The sequence below is a fragment of the Salinibacterium sp. CAN_S4 genome (assembly GCF_015752305.1).
Classification (GTDB): Bacteria; Actinomycetota; Actinomycetes; order Actinomycetales; family Microbacteriaceae; genus Rhodoglobus.
Map to the genome: position 1 here is coordinate 146,845 of NZ_JADOVB010000002.1, position 16,288 is coordinate 163,132.

Consider the following 16,288-nt stretch of genomic DNA (forward strand, 5'->3'; position numbering starts at 1 on the left):
GATCAGGCCGTCTCGTTGATGGTAATCGCCGCGTTGACGAGGGCGAGGTGGCTGAGCCCCTGCGGCAGGTTGCCCAGGAACGCGCCGTCGCTCGGCTCGATCATCTCGGCGAGGATGCCGACGTCGTTGCTGAGCTCGACCAGCTCATCCATCATGGCGATCGCCTCGTCGCGGCGCTTGACGCAGGCCAGCGACGCCGCCATCCAGAACGAGCACGCCACGAACGCGCCCTCGTCAGCATCGACCCCGGTGTACCGGTAGAGCAACTGCTCCCGGCCGAGGTGCGCCTTCAGTGCATCGATCGTGGTCGACATCCGCTCTCCACGATCGAAGCCGCTCGGGGCATGCAGGAGCACCGAGGCGTCGAGGGATTCGGTACCCGGCCACGCAACGTACGACTGCATCCCCTCCGACCAGCAGTTCTCGGCCACCCACTCCACAATCACGTCACGCTCGATGCGCCAGTGCTCGGAGGAGCCGGGGATCTGGCCGAGCTCGAACAGCTCGATCGCGCTGTCGAGGGCCTGCCAGCATCCCATCGCGGACGACGTGTAGCGCTGCAACTCCGGCAGCTCCCACATGCCGGAATCCGGCTGCTGCCAGATGTCGCACACGCGATCGGCGACGGATGCCAGCATCCTGCCCGTCGCAACATCGAGCACGTTTCCCTCGCGCACGTAGTTCAGCATGAGCGACAGCAGGTCTCCGAAGACGCCGTGCTGCGACTGCTCGCCGGCCGGATTACCTTCGACGACCGGGCCGATGCCGCGCCACCCCGGCACACTCAACTCGGTGGTGCCACCAGGAAGTTCACCGGCCAGCGTGTAGAAAATGCCGAGTTCGGATGTGCCGCCGTGGGCGCGGATGGTGCGCATGAGCCAGGCCACCGCCGCCTGGGTCTCTTCGCGCAATCCGAACCTCGTCAGGGCGTGCACCGTGTACGCGAGGTCGCGGATCCACGCGTAGCGGTAATCCCAGTTCTTGTTGCCGTCAGTGTTCTCCGGCACCGAGGTCGTGGCCGCGGCCGCTATCGATCCGGTCGGCGCATAGATCAGCAGCTTCAGGGCGAGCGCACTGCGCTGCACGTGATCGGCCCAGGGGCCGTCATAGCCGAAGTCGCGGGACCACTCCTGCCAGCCGTGGATGGTGCGATCGAGCGCCACGTCGGTGAGCTCGGGGCGCGGAACGTGTAGCGGTTCCTCGGCGGTGCCCGCAACCACGAGCAGGTGGCGTGACTTCGCTGCGGTCGTGAAGCTGCCGGCGATGGCCCGGTTGCCGCCACCCCTCGGCCCGTGGTCGAGGCCGCGCACCGCCATCGTGACGCCGTCGACCCTGAGGATCCTGCCGTGCGTCGTCGTGTCGACCCACGGAGTGGCCGTCGCCAAAGCCGTTCCCGGCGCGACCTTCCACCGGAACTTCACGGCACCCTTCACCCCGTCGATGCGCCGCGCCAGTTCCACCCACGGCAGCCGCCCGGCGAATCCGGTGATGAGGGCATCGGTGACGATGGCGACTCCGGATGCCGTGGTGAACGTCGTCGCGAGCACATTGGTCGACTCGATGTACTCGCGGGTGACGGTGAAGTCATCCGAGGGGGCGAGGTCGATCGATCCGCCGTGCTCTCCGTCGAGCAGCCTCGCGAACACCGGCCGCGAGTCGAGGCTCGGGATGGGCAGCCAGTCGATGCCGCCATCGGTAGCGACGAGGGCGACACTGCGGCCGTCACCGATCGCGGCGTAGGAGCGGAGGTCGACGTATCCGTCCACCCGCTCTGTGCTCAGGGGCTGGGGTGACGTGCGTGAGGCGGCCATCTTTCGATCCTAAGTTGGGATGTTGCGGCTCGGGTACGCGCCATCCTCTAGCGTTATCGGCTGCCGTCTGGCTGCTCGGCGAACACGACCACCTCGTCGTGGTCGCTGTCGTAGACGAACTGCAGTGCGGGTGATCCGGGGAACGCGGCAGTCAACTCGTCGGGCAGACCGTCCGTGGTCGTGACGAACTGGACAGTGGCAGGAAATCCGGCGGCCGAGCAGCCGTTGAAGGCCGGGCCGGAGAACGAGTTGGAGTCCGGATCCCCGATGTCGGCATCCACGTACAGGATCAGGCACTCGTCATCGGGGCCCGACGCGAGAGCGCTGTATTGGGCGTGCACGACTCTGAGGCCGTAGAACAGCTCGAACCCCTCCGAGGTGCTGCCCGTGCTGGAGCGGGATCCGCTAAAGATGCTGGGCACCTCGTACCCGGGGTCAGCTGTCAGCCGGGCGACCTGGTCGGCTCCGATCTGCAGGGGATCGCCCTGCACCCGCTCCACCAGCGCGGGCGACACCGCGATGATCGCTCCGATGACGGCGACACCGAGGACGAGCAGCACGGTCGAGCGGCGGATTCTGGAGAGCGGTTCGAGCCAGTGTCGCGCCGGCGGTTCATCCTCCTGCTCGAGCGTGGCCGCCTCGGGTTCGGAAGCGTCGTCGACCACGGGCGGCTGCGATTCTCGACCCTCACCCTCGAGTTCGCGAAGCCGTTCGAGCGCGCCAGCATCCAGATGGATGTCCGCACCGGGCCCGTATGCCCTCGCCCGCAGCGCCCGCAGCTCCTCGTCACTGCCTCGTGTCATGTCTGATCTTCCCAGATCAGCAGCGTGACACCGCGAGTCGAGAAGTGCGTCGCCGTCTAGCGGCGGTCGTAGACGTCGCTCCTGTGCCCGAGGGTCACGACGACGACCAGCAGCACATCGTCATCGATCGTGTAGATGATGCGATAGTGGCCGACCCGCACCCTGAGCCCCGGCCGGCCCCGCAGCGCACGAGCCCCTGGGGGCCGGGGATCTTCGGCGAGTAGAGCAATCGCACCGCGCAACCGGTCACGATCCTGATGATCGACGCTCTTCAGCGCGCGAGCCGCGGCCGGTCGCAGCTCGATTTGGTAGGTCACACCCAGCCGAGGTCCGCTTTGACCTGCGCCCACGGAATGTTCGGCCCCTCTTCGGTCATTGCCTCATCGAATGCCGCGACGTCTTCGGAGTCCTCGAGCGCTTCCATCATTCGCTCATATCGCTCGGGGCTGATGACCACCGCTGCGCGGCGGCCACGGCGCTCGATAAAAACCGCTTCGTCCTGTGAACGGTCGAGAACGTCCGAAAAATTGTTGCGCGCGTCGGCGACGCTGATGTTCGACATGGCTCTAAGTGTACATCGATGGTCGCGTTATGTACATCAAAGGCGTATTTGAAAACGTCAGTCGGAGGTCGTGGCACGGGGCTGCTTCAGCCCGACAAACGGGTCGATCGCGCGGACGTACTCGTCCGAAAGTCCGGTCGGTACGACCGTGGCGCCGTAGTCGAACTGCACCGTGGCGACCGGCCGATCCGCATTCTTTGCTTCCTGGATGGCCTCCCCCGTCGGATCGAGCGCGCCATCCTGGATCATGATGAACACCCATTGCACACCGTCGGTGGCCGACCCGCTCCAGCGCCAGCACTCCTCGGCGGGCGCACCGCACCATTCGAGCGGATCGTCGAGCACGAACTCCCCGAATCCGGCGGGCTCGACAGCCGCACTGGCCGCGTCGATGACGCCCTGCCACTCGCTTCGCCGTGGAGCGCCATTCGATGAAAAGTCACAGCAGTTGACGGTGATGAGCATCGCGTCTCCGCCGTAACCGTTGCCGTCCGCTGGAAACCAGTTCTCGTCGTCGAACCATTTCGACTCGGGTTCGCTCGACGTCAGCGCGAACCCCGAAGCGTCGGCAACCGCAGTTCGCAATCGCTCGACCGTGTCTCGCGCAATGGGCTCGAGCTGTGTCTGGTCCGGGTATCCGATCAACAACTCGCCGTCGTTGCCCTCGTGCGCTGGGTAGTCGACCCAATCGACCGTGACTTCGCTGCCCGATTCGTCGATGTACGTGGTGGTCGGTGACGGCTGAAATCCGAATGCGGTGCACCCGGTGAGCAGCAGTCCGACCGCGACCAGAACTCCGACGCCTCTTCGCATGCCCAGAGTCTGACACGGAGTCAAGACCAGCGCGATCAGCCAGCGGCGTCAGCGCACCATCACGTCAGCGCAGCATCAGGTCGGCGGTCCGCAGTGAGAGTGCCAGCTGGGTGAGGCACGGGTTCGCGCTGAGCGAGCTGGGGAACGTCGAGTTGTCAGAGATCCAGAGGTTCGGGATGTCGTGGCTGCGGCCAGCGGCATCCACGACACCGTCCGCCGGATCTGTGCTCATCCGGCACATGCCGAGGGTGTGGGCTGTGCGATCGAGCACCCGAGTATCGAGTGCTCCCGCCGCCTCGAGGATGCGGATCATCGTCGCGGTCGCGTGCTCGTTGATCGCCTGCTCGTTCGGACCGGCCGTGAAGGTGACGATCGCGCGCGGCACTCCCCATTCGTCCACCTCGTCGGAGAGCACGAGCCTATTGTTCTCGGCCGGCAGGCATTCGCCGTTGATGCCGATGCCGGCCGTGAATCGCCAGCCGTCGAGCGCATCCATCAGCTCACTGCCCCACAGGCCGCCGCCGCGCACGAGAGAGGTCGCGTAGGTCAGCGGCATCGCACCGAGGCTCTGAAGCAGGTATCCGCCCGCGAAGTCGACGCCGTCTGGGCGCATGAAGTCTTCGCTGATGAGCGAGGACGGGTAGCCACGGTAGCCACGGATCTGCTCGTCGAAGCGGCCCCAGACCTGCACGCCGCCGTGTGCCATGAAGTTTCGCCCCACCTGGCCGCTCGAATTGGCGTGGCCGGTGTTGAGCAGCAGTCGCGGAGTCTCGATGCCACCGGCAGCGAGCACGAGATTCGCGCACCGCTGCCGGAACTCACGGCCATCGCGGAGGTAGACGACGGCAGAGACCCGACCGAGTGCGTCGAGTTCGATCCCGTGCACCATGGAGTCCGGCCTGATCTCGGCGCCGGAAGCAACCGCGGCAGGCAGGTAGGTATTTGCGGTGGTCGCCTTCGTCCCGAATCTCTCACCCTGGTGGATGGTGCCGAGGTTCTGGCTCGCGAGGCGACGGCCGTGATGGGGCTGGTCGCGCTCCCGGCTCAGGATGGCCGCCGGCGCATCGGTAGCGCGGATGCCGAGGGCTGCACAGCCGGCGGCCATGACGTCGGCCGACGCGTTGCGGTCGACGGGGGGCTCGAGATACTCCCGCTCCGGATCCCACGGGTACGGGGTCGCGCCCGAGACACCGATGGTGCGCTCGACCTCGACGATGTACCGGGTGAGCTCGGCGTGGTCGATCGACCAGTCCGCCCCGGCCCCGGCCTCGCTGAACAGGCTGAGGTCGCGGGCGTCGGGGCGGGGCGTGAACGCGCCCCAGTGCAGGGTGCCGCCGCCGACACCCCAGCCGCTGTTGTTGGGGCCGAAGGCCGTCGGGTCGTTTCCGCCGCTGACGCGCTCCGACATCCAATTGATGCGCGGGGCCTCGACCTCATCGTTGGTGAACTGATCGGGGTCGAGGTTGGGGCCGGCCTCGAGCGCGACGACCCTGAGGCCGCGTTCCGCGAGTCGCGCCAGCAGGGGAGCACCGCCTGCCCCGGTCCCGACGACGACGACGTCGACCACGTCATCCAGGTCGTAGGCGCGCATGTCGTTCAGGTTCACGGGAGGTCTCCTAGTTCGATGGGCTCCCACGGGTCTCGCGTTCCCGCGCCCAGGGCGACATATCCGGCAGGCTCGGCCCCGGGGCCGCTGGTCGCAAAGCCGTCGTATCCGACGCGGGCGAGAGACGCCGGATGCGCCAGCCAGGTGCGCGCCAGGTCGGTGCGCACGTCGTCGAACCATCGCCGCAACGCGTCACCGCTCCACTCGCCAGTGGTCTCGAGTTCACCGGCGATGATCTGTCGGATGAGGTCATCCTGTGCCGCAGCGTCATCGGGCCAGACGGATGCCACGATCCCGAGTCCGCGCCGGTACGCGGTCGCGTCCTCGGGCAGCCCCGAGGGCCGCCACCCATCACCGCGGCCTGCCGCGAGGTCGGCGTCGATGCGCGCGGCGAGGTCGATGCGTCCGACTCCGGATTGGGGCACCAGCCGATTGGCCAGCGCGCGGAGGGTCGCGAGCTGCTGCTGCGTGAGTGCGTGCGGCTCGTACTCGGGGTTGTCTGCGATCGCGCGACGCGCCAGCAGGGCGCGTTCCTCCACGCCGGTGCGGGTCGAGGCGATTACTCGGCCCCACTCCGCGGCCACCGGCGGGGCTCCCAGGGAGTCCCACAGCCCGACGATCTCCGCGGCAACCTCGGCCGCGCGCTCGTAGGGAAGAAGGTGTCCCGTCGCCGCGAGCGACACGAAGCGCGCTCGCGGGTACACGGCGCCGAGCAGCCCAGGCTGGGCGGTCGAACCGAGGTCTGCGTCATCCTCGCCCGCCAGCACGACGACGGGCAGGTCGATGACGCCGACGGAGGTCGAGACATCCTCCCCGCTGCCCTCGGTGAGCCAGCGCCGCCAGGCGAGCGGGGACGACTGCCGAACCTGAGTCACGGCACTCTGCTCGAACGCCGCCGGCAAGGGCGTCGCAACGTTCTGCGACACGAACTCGAGGGCGTGTGCCTCGGAGAGGGCGCCGTTCTCGACCCAGGAGAGCAACTCGGCGCGCTTGTCGTCGTCCATGGGCTCCGCGGTGGGCGGCGATGGCGCGAGCAACACGGCACCAGCGAGTCCGAAGACGTTCGCGCGACCGCTCAGGATGCGTTCGGCCAGCAGCGCCGCGATCTTGCCGCCCATGCTGTGGGCTGCGAGCAGGAACGGCCCGCCATCCGCTTCGGCCTCGATCGCCGCGAGCGCGGCATCCGCGATGGCAGCGACGGAGCCGTCAGCGGCATCCTGAGCACCGCCGTGCCCCGGCAGGTCGACATCGACCACCCGGAAGCGATCGCCGAGCGCCGCGGCGAACGGCGACGCCGAGGCGGCGCTGAAGCCGAGGCCGTGGAGGAAGAAGATCGTGCAGTCGGGACCGGTCACGGTGTATTCATGCCGCCGTTGGCGTTGATGGTCGCGCCGGAAACGTAGCTCGATTCCGCGGAGGCGAGGAACACGAAGGCCGGGGCGATCTCGGCCGGCTGCCCCGAACGGTTGTAGACGCTCTCGTCGTCGAACGCCTCCATCTGCTCGTCGGAGACACCGCCCGATACCTGCAGCGCCGTCCACACCGGGCCGGGCGCGACCACGTTGACGCGGATGCCGCGGGGTGCCAGTTGCTGCGCCAGCCCCTTCGAGAAGTTGTTTATCGCGGCTTTCGTGGCCGCATAGTCCAGCCGCTCCGGGGACGGCGTGTACGCCTCCAGCGACGCCGTGTTGATGATAGTGCCGCCCGCGGGCAGGTGGGCGAGAGCGGCCTTGGTCAGCCAGAAGTTGGCGAACACGTTCGTGCGGAACGTCAGCTCGAACTGCTCGTCGCTCAGATCCTCGAGACGATCGACCGCGACCTGCTTACCGGCGTTGTTGACGAGGATGTCGAGCCCGCCGAGCACGCTCACCGCTTCGTCGACGATCGCGCGGCAGCGGGCAGCGTCGGTAATGTCGGCGGCGATCGAGTGCCCCTTCTGCCCGGCGTCCTCGATGAGGCCGAGGATGCGGTCGGCGTCCTCCTGCTCGTCAGGGAGGTGCACGATCACGACATCGGCTCCCTCGCGGGCGAAGGCGATGGCCACGGCACCCCCGATGCCGGAGTCGCCGCCCGTGATGAGCGCCGTGCGGCCGGCCAGGCGACCGGTGCCGCGGTAGCTGGATTCGCCGAGGTCGGGCACTGGAGTCATCTGCGCCTGCACCCCTGGCACCGGCTGGTGCTGGATCGGCGGCTCGACGCGACTGTAGCGCTCAACGGGATTGTCGAAGGTGTACTGGTCGGGCATCGTCATACTCTCCACATCAGGTTGGCTGACGCTGTGTCGATCGTTGCCTGTGCGGCACGAGGTCGTCGCGCAGGTGTCTGGCGTATCCGCCGGGGGTTCTGCCGACCTGACGGCCGGAGGTGACGACCTCGCACGCGTCGGACGCCACGGCGCGGCCGATCCGCTTCAGCCTCGCCACGAGTTCCACGTCCTCGTGCTCGGGCACTGCATCGTAGCCACCGACTTCCCGGTAGGTGGATGCCCGGACTCCGAGGTTCGCGCCGTGCACGTGGCCGTTGGGCTGGCCGGGAACGTGCCCCGCCCGCCACGCCCGCACTTGCTCGTCGGTGAGGTCGTCGAACTCCGGTCGCACGGTGCCGATCATCACGTCCGCACCGGAATCCGCCAGCCGCAGCTGTTCGGTCAGCCAGTTCGGCGGAACGACGGAGTCGGCGTCGGTGTTCGCCATCCACACCCGTTCGGGATCCGCACCGGTCAGCGACAGCGCCGTTTCGGCGGCCACGGACCTGGCGATTCCGACATTTGAGGAGTCGATCTCGACCACGATCACACCGGGGTACGCGCGAGCGACGTCGGCCGTGGCATCCAGGCAGCCGTCGGCGACGACCACGACCCGCACGGGAACGTCGACGAGGTCGCGTGCGACGAGCACGGACTCGAGGCACCGACCGATCAGCGCTTCTTCGTCTCTCGCGGGGATCATCACCACGAGTTCGGCGACCTTCGTCACAGCAGCCCCGACTCTCGCGCAACGGACCGTGGGTCGCGACTTAAGACCTCGAGAATGAAGTCTTCCTCCTCGTGACGCACGATCCGGTGTAGGCCCAGCCCGGCGATAGCCGCGTGCACGGCATCGCCGTCCAGCGGATAGTCGGCGACCGGATGGCGCCAGTGGCAGGCAACAAGGGTGCCGCCGTCACCGAGCGCGGCGACGATCGACTCGAGCACGGCGGCCAGCCCCGCGGCGCCGAAATAGTATCCGACCTCGGACAACACCACGAGGTCGAACTCTCCTTCCGGGAAGTCAGTGGTGACGTCCTGGACTTCTATGGTCGCCCGGTCGCCGACCCGCGCGCGGGCGCGCTCCACAGCGGCGGCCGAGACGTCGACCGACAGGAGGCTTGACGTGCGACCGGCAAGCGCTTCGGTCGTCACGCCGATGGATGACCCGATCTCGAGCACGCGGCCGTAGGACTCCCGCGGCAGCGACGCGAGCATGATCTCGCGCTTGCGTGACTCGTACCAGCGGGTGGCGAGCCCCCACGGATCATCGTGCCGCTCGTACGTGGCATCGAAATACTCGGCTCCGAGCGCGCGATCCCCGGTCACGAAGAACTCGGTACCGCCGGTGAAGTTCTCGAGGAAGTCTGGCCTGAGCACGGGGTCGTCCCCGGCGGTCTGCGAGCGGTACCGGTCGAGGGCGCTCTGCTTCGTGGCATCCACTCTCACACTCTCCACATTCTGCCAGGGCATCGCCTCGGATTCTGGGTGGCCCCAGTGCCACAGCCAGATCGGATATTCGGCGAACCGTCGCCCGGCCACCAGCCCGGCCACGATTTGGCCGACCACCCTGTGGTCACGATGACCGTCGCCGCGCCACGGCGCCACGATGAGCGCGGATCGAGATGCCTGCGAGATCTGCTCGCGCAGGGCCGCCGTGATCTCAACCCGATGCTCGAGCGTCTCGCCGTCGGCGAAGCCCAGCTCGACGACTACCGCTCCTGGACTCCCGGCACCCAGGATCGCGGCGGCCTCCGCCAGCTCCCTCGACCGCACGGCCGCGATCCCGCCTGCGCCGCCATCGGTGACGACCACGATCGTGACGCGGATGCCGCGACCGGAGCACAGCGCGATCAGGCCGCCAGCACCCAGGGTTTCGTCATCGGGGTGGGCGGCCACGACAAGCAGCTCATCCACCCCGTGCAGGTCGAGCGGAGGGCGATCGGCCAGGCGGGGGTCAGCTCGCCAGGTCGCGGCCGGGGTGCCTGCCACGCTCGAGTCGAACCTCACCATGGCGCCGGACCCCCGGCGAGCGCACGACCGAGCGACTCGTCATCGCGCTCGGCGTGGTGCTGGCGGATGTACAACTGCAGGTCGGCGACGCGCTTCGCGTGGGCGCCGTCGAGTGCGAGTGGCGCGGGGCCGAGGGCGTGCCCCGCGCGTTCGATGATCTCCTCGCAGGATTTTGCCACCCGCGCGCGCACCCGTTTCGCCAGCAGCCGACCGTCGGTCGAGGGGTAGCCCACCAGCTGGGTCGCTTCGAGCAGCGCTCGACGGCTCGAGTGCAGCAGTTCGTCGATGGCGCCGAGGTGCGCGAGAAGGAAAGGATTCGGCTTCGCCGTGGCCGCGGCGTGCACGGTCCGGCCGATGCCGACGGCGCCACCGAACCAGCACGCGGCAACTCCGATGCCGCCGAACGCGAACCCGGGTCGCTCGAGATACCAGCCGGGCTCGCCGACGGGAGTCGCGGGTACCGCGCCGAAGGTCACGGGCCCGCTCGGGATCTCACTGAGACCTCTCGCCATCCACGTCGCCGGCGCGACCCGCACACCGTGGTGCTTCAGGTCGACGGCATACAACTGCTTGTGGCCCGTGCTCGTCGTTGCCGTGACGAGAGCTGAGTCGAGTCGATCGGCCAGGGAGCACCACGGCTTGGTGCCGCTGAGACTCGGCGCATCGCCGGTCGAGGTGGTGAGCGGATCATCCCCACCCTCGGCGGCGAAGACGCCCCAGATTCCGTCGCCGGGGTCGATTCCCGCCTGGGCAAGGATCCCTATCGCGTCGAGATGCGGCTCCACCGCTCGCACGACGCCAAGATCGGCGGCGCCGAGGGTCGCGAACGCTTCCCAGAGATCCCGGGTGGATGCATCGCCCGGAACAGGCCGGGAGAGCCCCAGCCTGAGCGCGAGCGCCAGCGCGGCATCCACGTCCCGAGGCGCATCGACGACGGCCGCCGAAGTGAGAGGCCCCGGGGACTGCGGAACGGGAGAAAGCGACACGTGCACGTCATCCAGCCTGACGGCATCGGCGTCAACCGACTAGGGGTTGCCGCGCCGACGATCCGGGGGTAAGTGAGCACAACAGTTGCCACCCTTCGACCGTATTCTTGAGGGATGACGAGCGCGGTGACGACGATCGGCCTCCTCGCCGAGGTCTTCACCATCGTCGGCCTGGCATCGGCCGCGTTCTGTTACCTGATCCTGATCATCATGGTCGGCGCCCGCGGACCGTGGCAGACAGCGCCGGCGGCGATCTCCGAGGGCCAACTGAACTGGTTGTCCCCCGACGGGCAGGTGCACTCCCGCGAACTCAGCGATGCTGAGCTCGCCATCGACCACGATCACGACAAGCTCGAGGTGTTCCATCGCAAACGCCGGGCTGCCCACGCGCACTTCACCGCGAGCGCGCCCGATGAGAAGCTCGTGCGCATACTCGGCCTGGTCTTCGCCGGCATCGGCGTGCTGGCCGTGGTCGCCTCGATCGCGGTTCTCTTCTTCGAGTAGAATCGGGCTATTCGCCCTCGAACTCCTGGAGTGTTTCGGTGCCCACCATTCTCGTTGAGGTCATGCCCAAGGCAGAGATTCTCGACCCCCAGGGCAAGGCTGTCGCCGGCGCCCTCAGCAGGCTCGGCAAAGACAGGTACACGGGCGTTCGCATCGGCAAGCGATTCGAACTGACCGTGGACGGACCGGTGGATGACGCCATGCTCGCCGAGGTCCGCGAGATCGCCGAAGATATGCTCGCCAACACCGTCATCGAGGATGTCGTCAGCATCTCGGTCACCGAATGAAGATCGGCGTCATCACCTTTCCCGGCTCGCTCGACGACCGGGACGCCCAGCGTGCCGTGCGCCTCGCCGGTGCCGAGCCGGTGGCGCTGTGGCACGGTGACCACGATCTGCACGGCGTCGACGCCATAGTGCTCCCCGGCGGTTTCAGCTACGGCGATTACCTGCGCGCGGGGGCGATCGCGAGCCACGCACCGATCATGGCCGAGGTCATCGATGCGGCGAACGCCGGGATGCCCGTGCTCGGCATCTGCAACGGATTCCAGATGCTGGCCGAGGCCCGCCTGCTGCCGGGCGCCCACACGCGCAACGCGCACCAGCAGTTCATCCGCCGCGACCAGAAGCTGAGCGTCGAGAACGCCGACACCGCGTGGACGAACCAGTACGAGACCGGCGCCGAGATCATCATCCCACTCAAAAACGCCGATGGGCGTTTCGTCGCTGACGACGAGACGATCAGGCGCATCGAGGGCAACGGCCAGGTGGTGTTCCGTTACGTCGACGTCAACCCCAACGGCTCGATGAACGACATCGCGGGGGTGTCGAACGAGCGCGGAAACGTGGTCGGGCTGATGCCGCATCCTGAGCATGCCACCGAGCCCGGCTTCGGGCCGGACATGACTGATGCGATGCGCTCCGGCACCGATGGGCTCGCCTTCTTTACGAGCGCGATCGCGACCCTGACCCGCGTGTAACCATGGTCACCCCTCGCTCGCTCTACCGCACCCTCGCCATCGCCGAGGCGATCACCTGGACCCTGCTGATCACCGGGCTGATCCTGCGGGCCACCGCCGGGCTCGACGCTGCCGTGTCGATCGGTGGCGGCATCCACGGTTTCGTCTTTCTCGCCTACGGCGCCACCGCCGTGCTGCTGGCCGTGAACCAGCGCTGGAGCGTGGGAGTCTCGCTGCTCGCGATCGGCAGCGCGGTCATCCCGTTCGCGACGATCCCCGTCGAGCTCTGGCTCGCACGCACCGGCCGGCTCGCGGGCGACTGGCGGGTCGAGCCGACGGACGATCCGCGTGACGCCTCCTGGATCAATCGCGCCCTTCGCGCGTTCCTGCGGCGCCCCCTGCTGCTGGTGGGGCTCATCGTCGTCGCGGTAATCGTGCTGTTCGTCGTGCTGTTGTCGCTGGGGCCACCGCAGCTGGGTTGATCGGGATCGGTTCCGGAGCAATCCCCGCTCATGGGCAGCGGTGCCCATCGCAGGCGCCGCCAGTCGCCCCTAGGATCGACTCGACGACAGTTGAATTATTGTCTGATTATCCGAATCTCTAGCGGAGCCTGACATGACCGAATTTCAGAATGGTACCGAGCAGCACGATTCCCACGCGCTGGCGGCCACCCTGGGTGACGATGCCGAGCAACTCCGCGTCGACAGCGAGGCGCTCGGGGCGTTCATCCGGTCTCTGCTTCCTGAGGGTGCAGTCTCAGCGCTGACCGGTGCGCCGGATGCCCCTGCTCAGGCCATTGCGGTCGACTCGACAGGTGCCGCCGCCCTTGTCGCCGCCACCTCCGTGCACCTTCGCGCTGCGGATTCCAGGCTCGCCGCCCTTCGAACCCTCACCAGGGAGGTCTGACATGGCCGACCTCGTCGTCGACTTCGATGAACTCGTTTCGACCCGCTCCCGCATCGACCACGCCGTCTCCACTTTCCAGAGCGTTGAGAGGGTGGGGCACGACATCTCCGGGCTGGTGGGCCATTCCGGACTCGCCTCCAAGGTCAACGACTTCGCCGACTCCTGGGATATCAACAGGGGCAAGCTGACCGAGGCGCTCGAGTTCGTGACCGAATCGCTGACCGCGATCATCGACACGTTCAGGGAGCTCGACGAGGCCCAGGCGAAAGCCGCAACGACAACAACCGCGCCGGCCCCGAGCCAGCCCTCAGGCTCAGGCGGGGACGAGTAGACCATGACTCTTCAGCAACTCGACGGAAACCCCTCGGCGCTCGCCGCGCGGGCCGACTCCCTGAGCGCGTCGGCGCAGGCCATCCAGGATGCCGCGGAGGCACTGTTCGCGCTGAGCTTCGCGGGTTCCGGCGATGCTCTCGAGGTGGTCGCCGAACGCGCAGACGAAGCGGCGGGGAAGATCAAGGACGCCCACCGCCGCTACGACGGCACAGCGACTGCCCTGGTCGCCTTCGCCGTGGAGTTGGGGGATGCCCACCGCAAAGCCGACGCGATCATCAACGAATCGCACGCCGACCAGAACATGGCCGCTGGCCTCGAGGGTCGGATGACCGAACTCGGGCGCACCCGCGAACAGCTCGACGCGAGCAGTCCGGGAGATCCGCGGCTCGACGACATCGATGACACGATGCGCCAGCTCGCGTCGCGCCGGAGCGGCTACGAATCGCAGGCGAACGACGCCATCAGCCAGCTGGCCCAGCTACGTCGTGACGTCGACGCAGCGGCCGAGCGGGCGATGGCTCGCATCGACGATGCACTCGACTCGACGAACGACAGCCTCAGGGACAAGGTCGGCGACTTCCTGGACAGGATCGGTGACTTCCTCGCCGTCGTCGCCAAGTGGATCGCCGATGTTCTCGCGACCATCATCAAGGCGATCCTGATCGTCGTTCTCGTGCTCGTGGCCCTCGTGCTGGTCGTCGTCGCGATCGCGCTGATCCTGGCCTGGCTCGCGCTCGTCGCACCGTTGCTGCTCATCCTGGGTCGACTCCTGTTACTGAGCTTCCTCATCCCGGGGATGGACCAGTGGCGCACGCAACTGCTCGCGATCCTCGTTTCTGTCGCCTTTCCGCTCGTCGGTGCGCTGCTGTTGTGGCGGGTGCTCAGTGATGTGCTCGCGCCCGACCCGAAGGTCACGCCGCTGGATCCTGCCGACATCGAGAAAAAAGAGCAGAAGAAGGCTCAGGCTGCGGCCGACGATGTCGCCGGTCTCTACTCCCTGAAGGACTATGCCGACGCCGAGGGATACACAGACGGAATGGGCGGCGAAGACCGATCCGTCGTCGACATCCGCAAGGTCGTCGGCCCGGATGGGGTGGAACGCTGGGTCGTCACCCTTCCGAGCACCCAGGACTGGGTGGCCAAGAACGGCGACACCGCTGCTACGAACGACCTCGACTCCAACCTCGCACTCATGCTCACTCCCGAGTTGAAGACGCAGTACGAGCGCGCGGTGCTCGACGCCATGGCGCAGGCCGGTATCGGACCTGACGATCCCGTCATGCTCGTCGGCTTCAGCCAGGGCGGGATCATGGCGGGCCACCTCGCTGCCAACCGTTCGGACGCCTACAACTTCGAGGCGGTGTTCGTCTACGGCGCACCGATCGATGCGATGGATATCCCCGAGTCGACGAAGGTGCTGAGCATCCAGCACACGGGCGATGTGGTGCCGACGCTCGACCTCACGAATCCGAAGCCGAACACCCCGAACCACGTCACGGTATCGGCCGACGCGAACGACGGGACGATCGGCGTCTCCTCCCACAACAACTCGAAGTACAGCGAGACAGCCGCTCACTCGCCGGCGCTGGATCCGTACCAGCATTTCTTCGACGACTTTTCCGGCGCCGTCACCGAACAACACCAGTACACATGGCAGGAATAATCGCGCGCCGCACTCTCACGTCGCTGGTCGCAACCTTCGCGATCGCGGTATCCCTGAGTGCGTGCTTCCTCCTCCCTTCTCGCACCCAGGAAAGCGGCAACGACATGTCCGGCTCTATCGACACAGAATCGCTCGGTGAGGCCATCACCGATTCGAGTCCCACCATCGAATCCACCTACATCGCGGTCAAGCGGGACGGGACGGGCAACACCCTCTATGTTCTCCCGACCCTGACGAGCGACGGTTTGACGAAAGACGAACTGAGCGACGTTCTCAGAATCGCCTTCGACTCGACACTCGGCGAGGTCGAGACCGTCGAAGTGGAGACAGAGGATGCCACGGGGAATCCGCTCGACATCGCCCCGGCGGCGCGAGAGCTGGGGATCCAGAACAACGAGCTGGTCAACTCCGTCACCTACTCCACCGTGTACCTCGCAGAGGCGTTCGGCGAGTGACTGTCGCCCCCGCCGCGATCGCGCCGACTCTCAACTTCCAGCTGATCGGCAACTGGAGGCGCATCGTCCTCGGCGCTGACGCGCAGATCTCGGCGTCGGTGCGCGACTATGTGGCCGAACTCGTGGGCCCGGCCGACGCAGAAGCGCAGATCCGGTCGCTCATGCGGGCGCGATTCACGACCGCGCTCACGACCGCGCGCGACGCGGGCGCTGTCACAGTCTTCCTGGCCTCAGAGATAACCCCGGGCACCCCGATGCCGATCATGCTGACCATCTTCAGCCCGCGCGAACTGCGGATGACCCCCGCCACCGGCACCTCGCCTCAGGCGGTCAAGCAGATGCTGCGACTCGGCCTCACCCAACTGGAGATCGAGGGTGTCGAGGATGCGGCCGACTTATCGATCGAGGGGTCGGAGATCCTGCGGATCCGTCGCGAACACGTCGAGCCGCTGCATCCTGATGCTCCGGCACAGTCGATCACCAATCTCATCGTCGACTACTGGTACTCCGTGCCCGACAGCAAGCAGGTCGTGCTCGCGAACTTCTCGACGCCGCTCGCCGACATCCCCGAGATCATGGTGTCGTTCTTCGACGCGACCGTGCTCGCGTCGACCTTCGCCAGGGCCTGAT

Annotated in this window: 20 protein-coding genes; 9 read left to right on the forward strand and 11 right to left on the reverse strand. The window is 67.3% G+C overall.

Annotated features, from left to right (window positions below; genetic code table 11):
• Positions 1 to 2: 2 nt before the first annotated feature.
• From IWX81_RS07095 to IWX81_RS07145, 11 genes are all read right to left on the reverse strand, one after another.
• Entirely contained in the window at positions 3 to 1,811 is a 1,809-nt protein-coding gene (locus tag IWX81_RS07095) for a glycoside hydrolase family 15 protein (protein ID WP_199280626.1), read from the reverse strand.
• Positions 1,812 to 1,864: 53 nt separating this feature from the next.
• A complete protein-coding gene (locus tag IWX81_RS07100; RefSeq protein WP_199280627.1) occupies positions 1,865 to 2,614 on the reverse strand; it encodes a hypothetical protein in 750 nt (249 codons plus the stop codon).
• Positions 2,615 to 2,670: 56 nt separating this feature from the next.
• Positions 2,671 to 2,931 (reverse strand): type II toxin-antitoxin system RelE family toxin, encoded by a 261-nt coding sequence (locus IWX81_RS07105; RefSeq protein ID WP_199280628.1) that lies wholly within the window; start codon positions 2,929 to 2,931, stop codon positions 2,671 to 2,673.
• On the reverse strand, positions 2,928 to 3,176 hold the full coding sequence (locus IWX81_RS07110) for a type II toxin-antitoxin system Phd/YefM family antitoxin (RefSeq protein ID WP_199280629.1): 249 nt from the start codon (positions 3,174 to 3,176) through the stop codon (positions 2,928 to 2,930). The genes IWX81_RS07105 and IWX81_RS07110 overlap by 4 nt, the downstream gene beginning before the upstream one ends.
• A 57-nt stretch (positions 3,177 to 3,233) precedes the next feature.
• Positions 3,234 to 3,989, reverse strand: coding sequence for a hypothetical protein (locus IWX81_RS07115; protein ID WP_199280630.1), 756 nt, complete (start codon positions 3,987 to 3,989; stop codon positions 3,234 to 3,236).
• Positions 3,990 to 4,053: 64 nt separating this feature from the next.
• Complete coding sequence (locus IWX81_RS07120; protein ID WP_334593463.1) at positions 4,054 to 5,595, reverse strand: GMC family oxidoreductase; 1,542 nt, start codon at positions 5,593 to 5,595, stop codon at positions 4,054 to 4,056.
• Positions 5,592 to 6,950 carry an alpha/beta hydrolase gene (locus IWX81_RS07125; RefSeq protein ID WP_199280631.1) on the reverse strand — a complete coding sequence of 453 codons (1,359 nt, stop codon included), beginning with the start codon at positions 6,948 to 6,950 and terminating at the stop codon, positions 5,592 to 5,594. Before IWX81_RS07125 ends, IWX81_RS07120 begins: the two co-directional genes overlap by 4 nt.
• Positions 6,947 to 7,840, reverse strand: coding sequence for an SDR family oxidoreductase (locus tag IWX81_RS07130; protein ID WP_199280632.1), 894 nt, complete (start codon positions 7,838 to 7,840; stop codon positions 6,947 to 6,949). Before IWX81_RS07130 ends, IWX81_RS07125 begins: the two co-directional genes overlap by 4 nt.
• 16 nt (positions 7,841 to 7,856) lie before the next feature.
• Entirely contained in the window at positions 7,857 to 8,570 is a 714-nt protein-coding gene (locus IWX81_RS07135) for a glycosyltransferase (protein WP_334593466.1), read from the reverse strand.
• Complete coding sequence (locus IWX81_RS07140) at positions 8,567 to 9,853, reverse strand: PIG-L family deacetylase (protein ID WP_199280633.1); 1,287 nt, start codon at positions 9,851 to 9,853, stop codon at positions 8,567 to 8,569. Before IWX81_RS07140 ends, IWX81_RS07135 begins: the two co-directional genes overlap by 4 nt.
• Positions 9,847 to 10,845, reverse strand: a complete 999-nt coding sequence (locus tag IWX81_RS07145) for an acyl-CoA dehydrogenase (protein ID WP_334593470.1) — start codon at positions 10,843 to 10,845, stop codon at positions 9,847 to 9,849. Before IWX81_RS07145 ends, IWX81_RS07140 begins: the two co-directional genes overlap by 7 nt.
• A gap of 108 nt (positions 10,846 to 10,953) precedes the next feature.
• Here IWX81_RS07145 and IWX81_RS07150 point away from each other — a divergent pair, with 108 nt between their 5' ends.
• The 9 genes from IWX81_RS07150 to IWX81_RS07190 all read left to right on the forward strand — a co-directional run bounded on the left by IWX81_RS07150 (position 10,954) and on the right by IWX81_RS07190 (position 16,287).
• Positions 10,954 to 11,343 (forward strand): hypothetical protein, encoded by a 390-nt coding sequence (locus IWX81_RS07150; protein ID WP_199280634.1) that lies wholly within the window; start codon positions 10,954 to 10,956, stop codon positions 11,341 to 11,343.
• 38 nt (positions 11,344 to 11,381) lie between these two features.
• On the forward strand, positions 11,382 to 11,630 hold the full coding sequence (gene purS / locus IWX81_RS07155) for a phosphoribosylformylglycinamidine synthase subunit PurS (RefSeq protein ID WP_199280635.1): 249 nt from the start codon (positions 11,382 to 11,384) through the stop codon (positions 11,628 to 11,630).
• Positions 11,627 to 12,322 carry a phosphoribosylformylglycinamidine synthase subunit PurQ gene (gene purQ / locus IWX81_RS07160; RefSeq protein WP_199280636.1) on the forward strand — a complete coding sequence of 232 codons (696 nt, stop codon included), beginning with the start codon at positions 11,627 to 11,629 and terminating at the stop codon, positions 12,320 to 12,322. Before purS ends, purQ begins: the two co-directional genes overlap by 4 nt.
• A 2-nt stretch (positions 12,323 to 12,324) precedes the next feature.
• A complete protein-coding gene (locus IWX81_RS07165; RefSeq protein ID WP_199280637.1) occupies positions 12,325 to 12,783 on the forward strand; it encodes a DUF3817 domain-containing protein in 459 nt (152 codons plus the stop codon).
• 133 nt (positions 12,784 to 12,916) lie between these two features.
• Entirely contained in the window at positions 12,917 to 13,207 is a 291-nt protein-coding gene (locus IWX81_RS07170) for a hypothetical protein (protein ID WP_199280638.1), read from the forward strand.
• A gap of 1 nt (position 13,208) precedes the next feature.
• The gene (locus tag IWX81_RS07175) at positions 13,209 to 13,538 is read left to right on the forward strand and encodes a hypothetical protein (protein ID WP_199280639.1); all 330 of its coding nucleotides are present in this window, start codon (positions 13,209 to 13,211) and stop codon (positions 13,536 to 13,538) included.
• A 3-nt stretch (positions 13,539 to 13,541) separates the two neighbouring features.
• Complete coding sequence (locus IWX81_RS07180) at positions 13,542 to 15,203, forward strand: hypothetical protein (RefSeq protein WP_199280640.1); 1,662 nt, start codon at positions 13,542 to 13,544, stop codon at positions 15,201 to 15,203.
• Entirely contained in the window at positions 15,191 to 15,658 is a 468-nt protein-coding gene (locus tag IWX81_RS07185) for a hypothetical protein (RefSeq protein ID WP_199280641.1), read from the forward strand. The genes IWX81_RS07180 and IWX81_RS07185 overlap by 13 nt, the downstream gene beginning before the upstream one ends.
• Positions 15,655 to 16,287: a hypothetical protein gene (locus tag IWX81_RS07190; protein WP_199280642.1), complete on the forward strand. Its 633-nt coding sequence runs from the start codon at positions 15,655 to 15,657 to the stop codon at positions 16,285 to 16,287. The genes IWX81_RS07185 and IWX81_RS07190 overlap by 4 nt, the downstream gene beginning before the upstream one ends.
• Position 16,288: the final 1 nt, after the last annotated feature.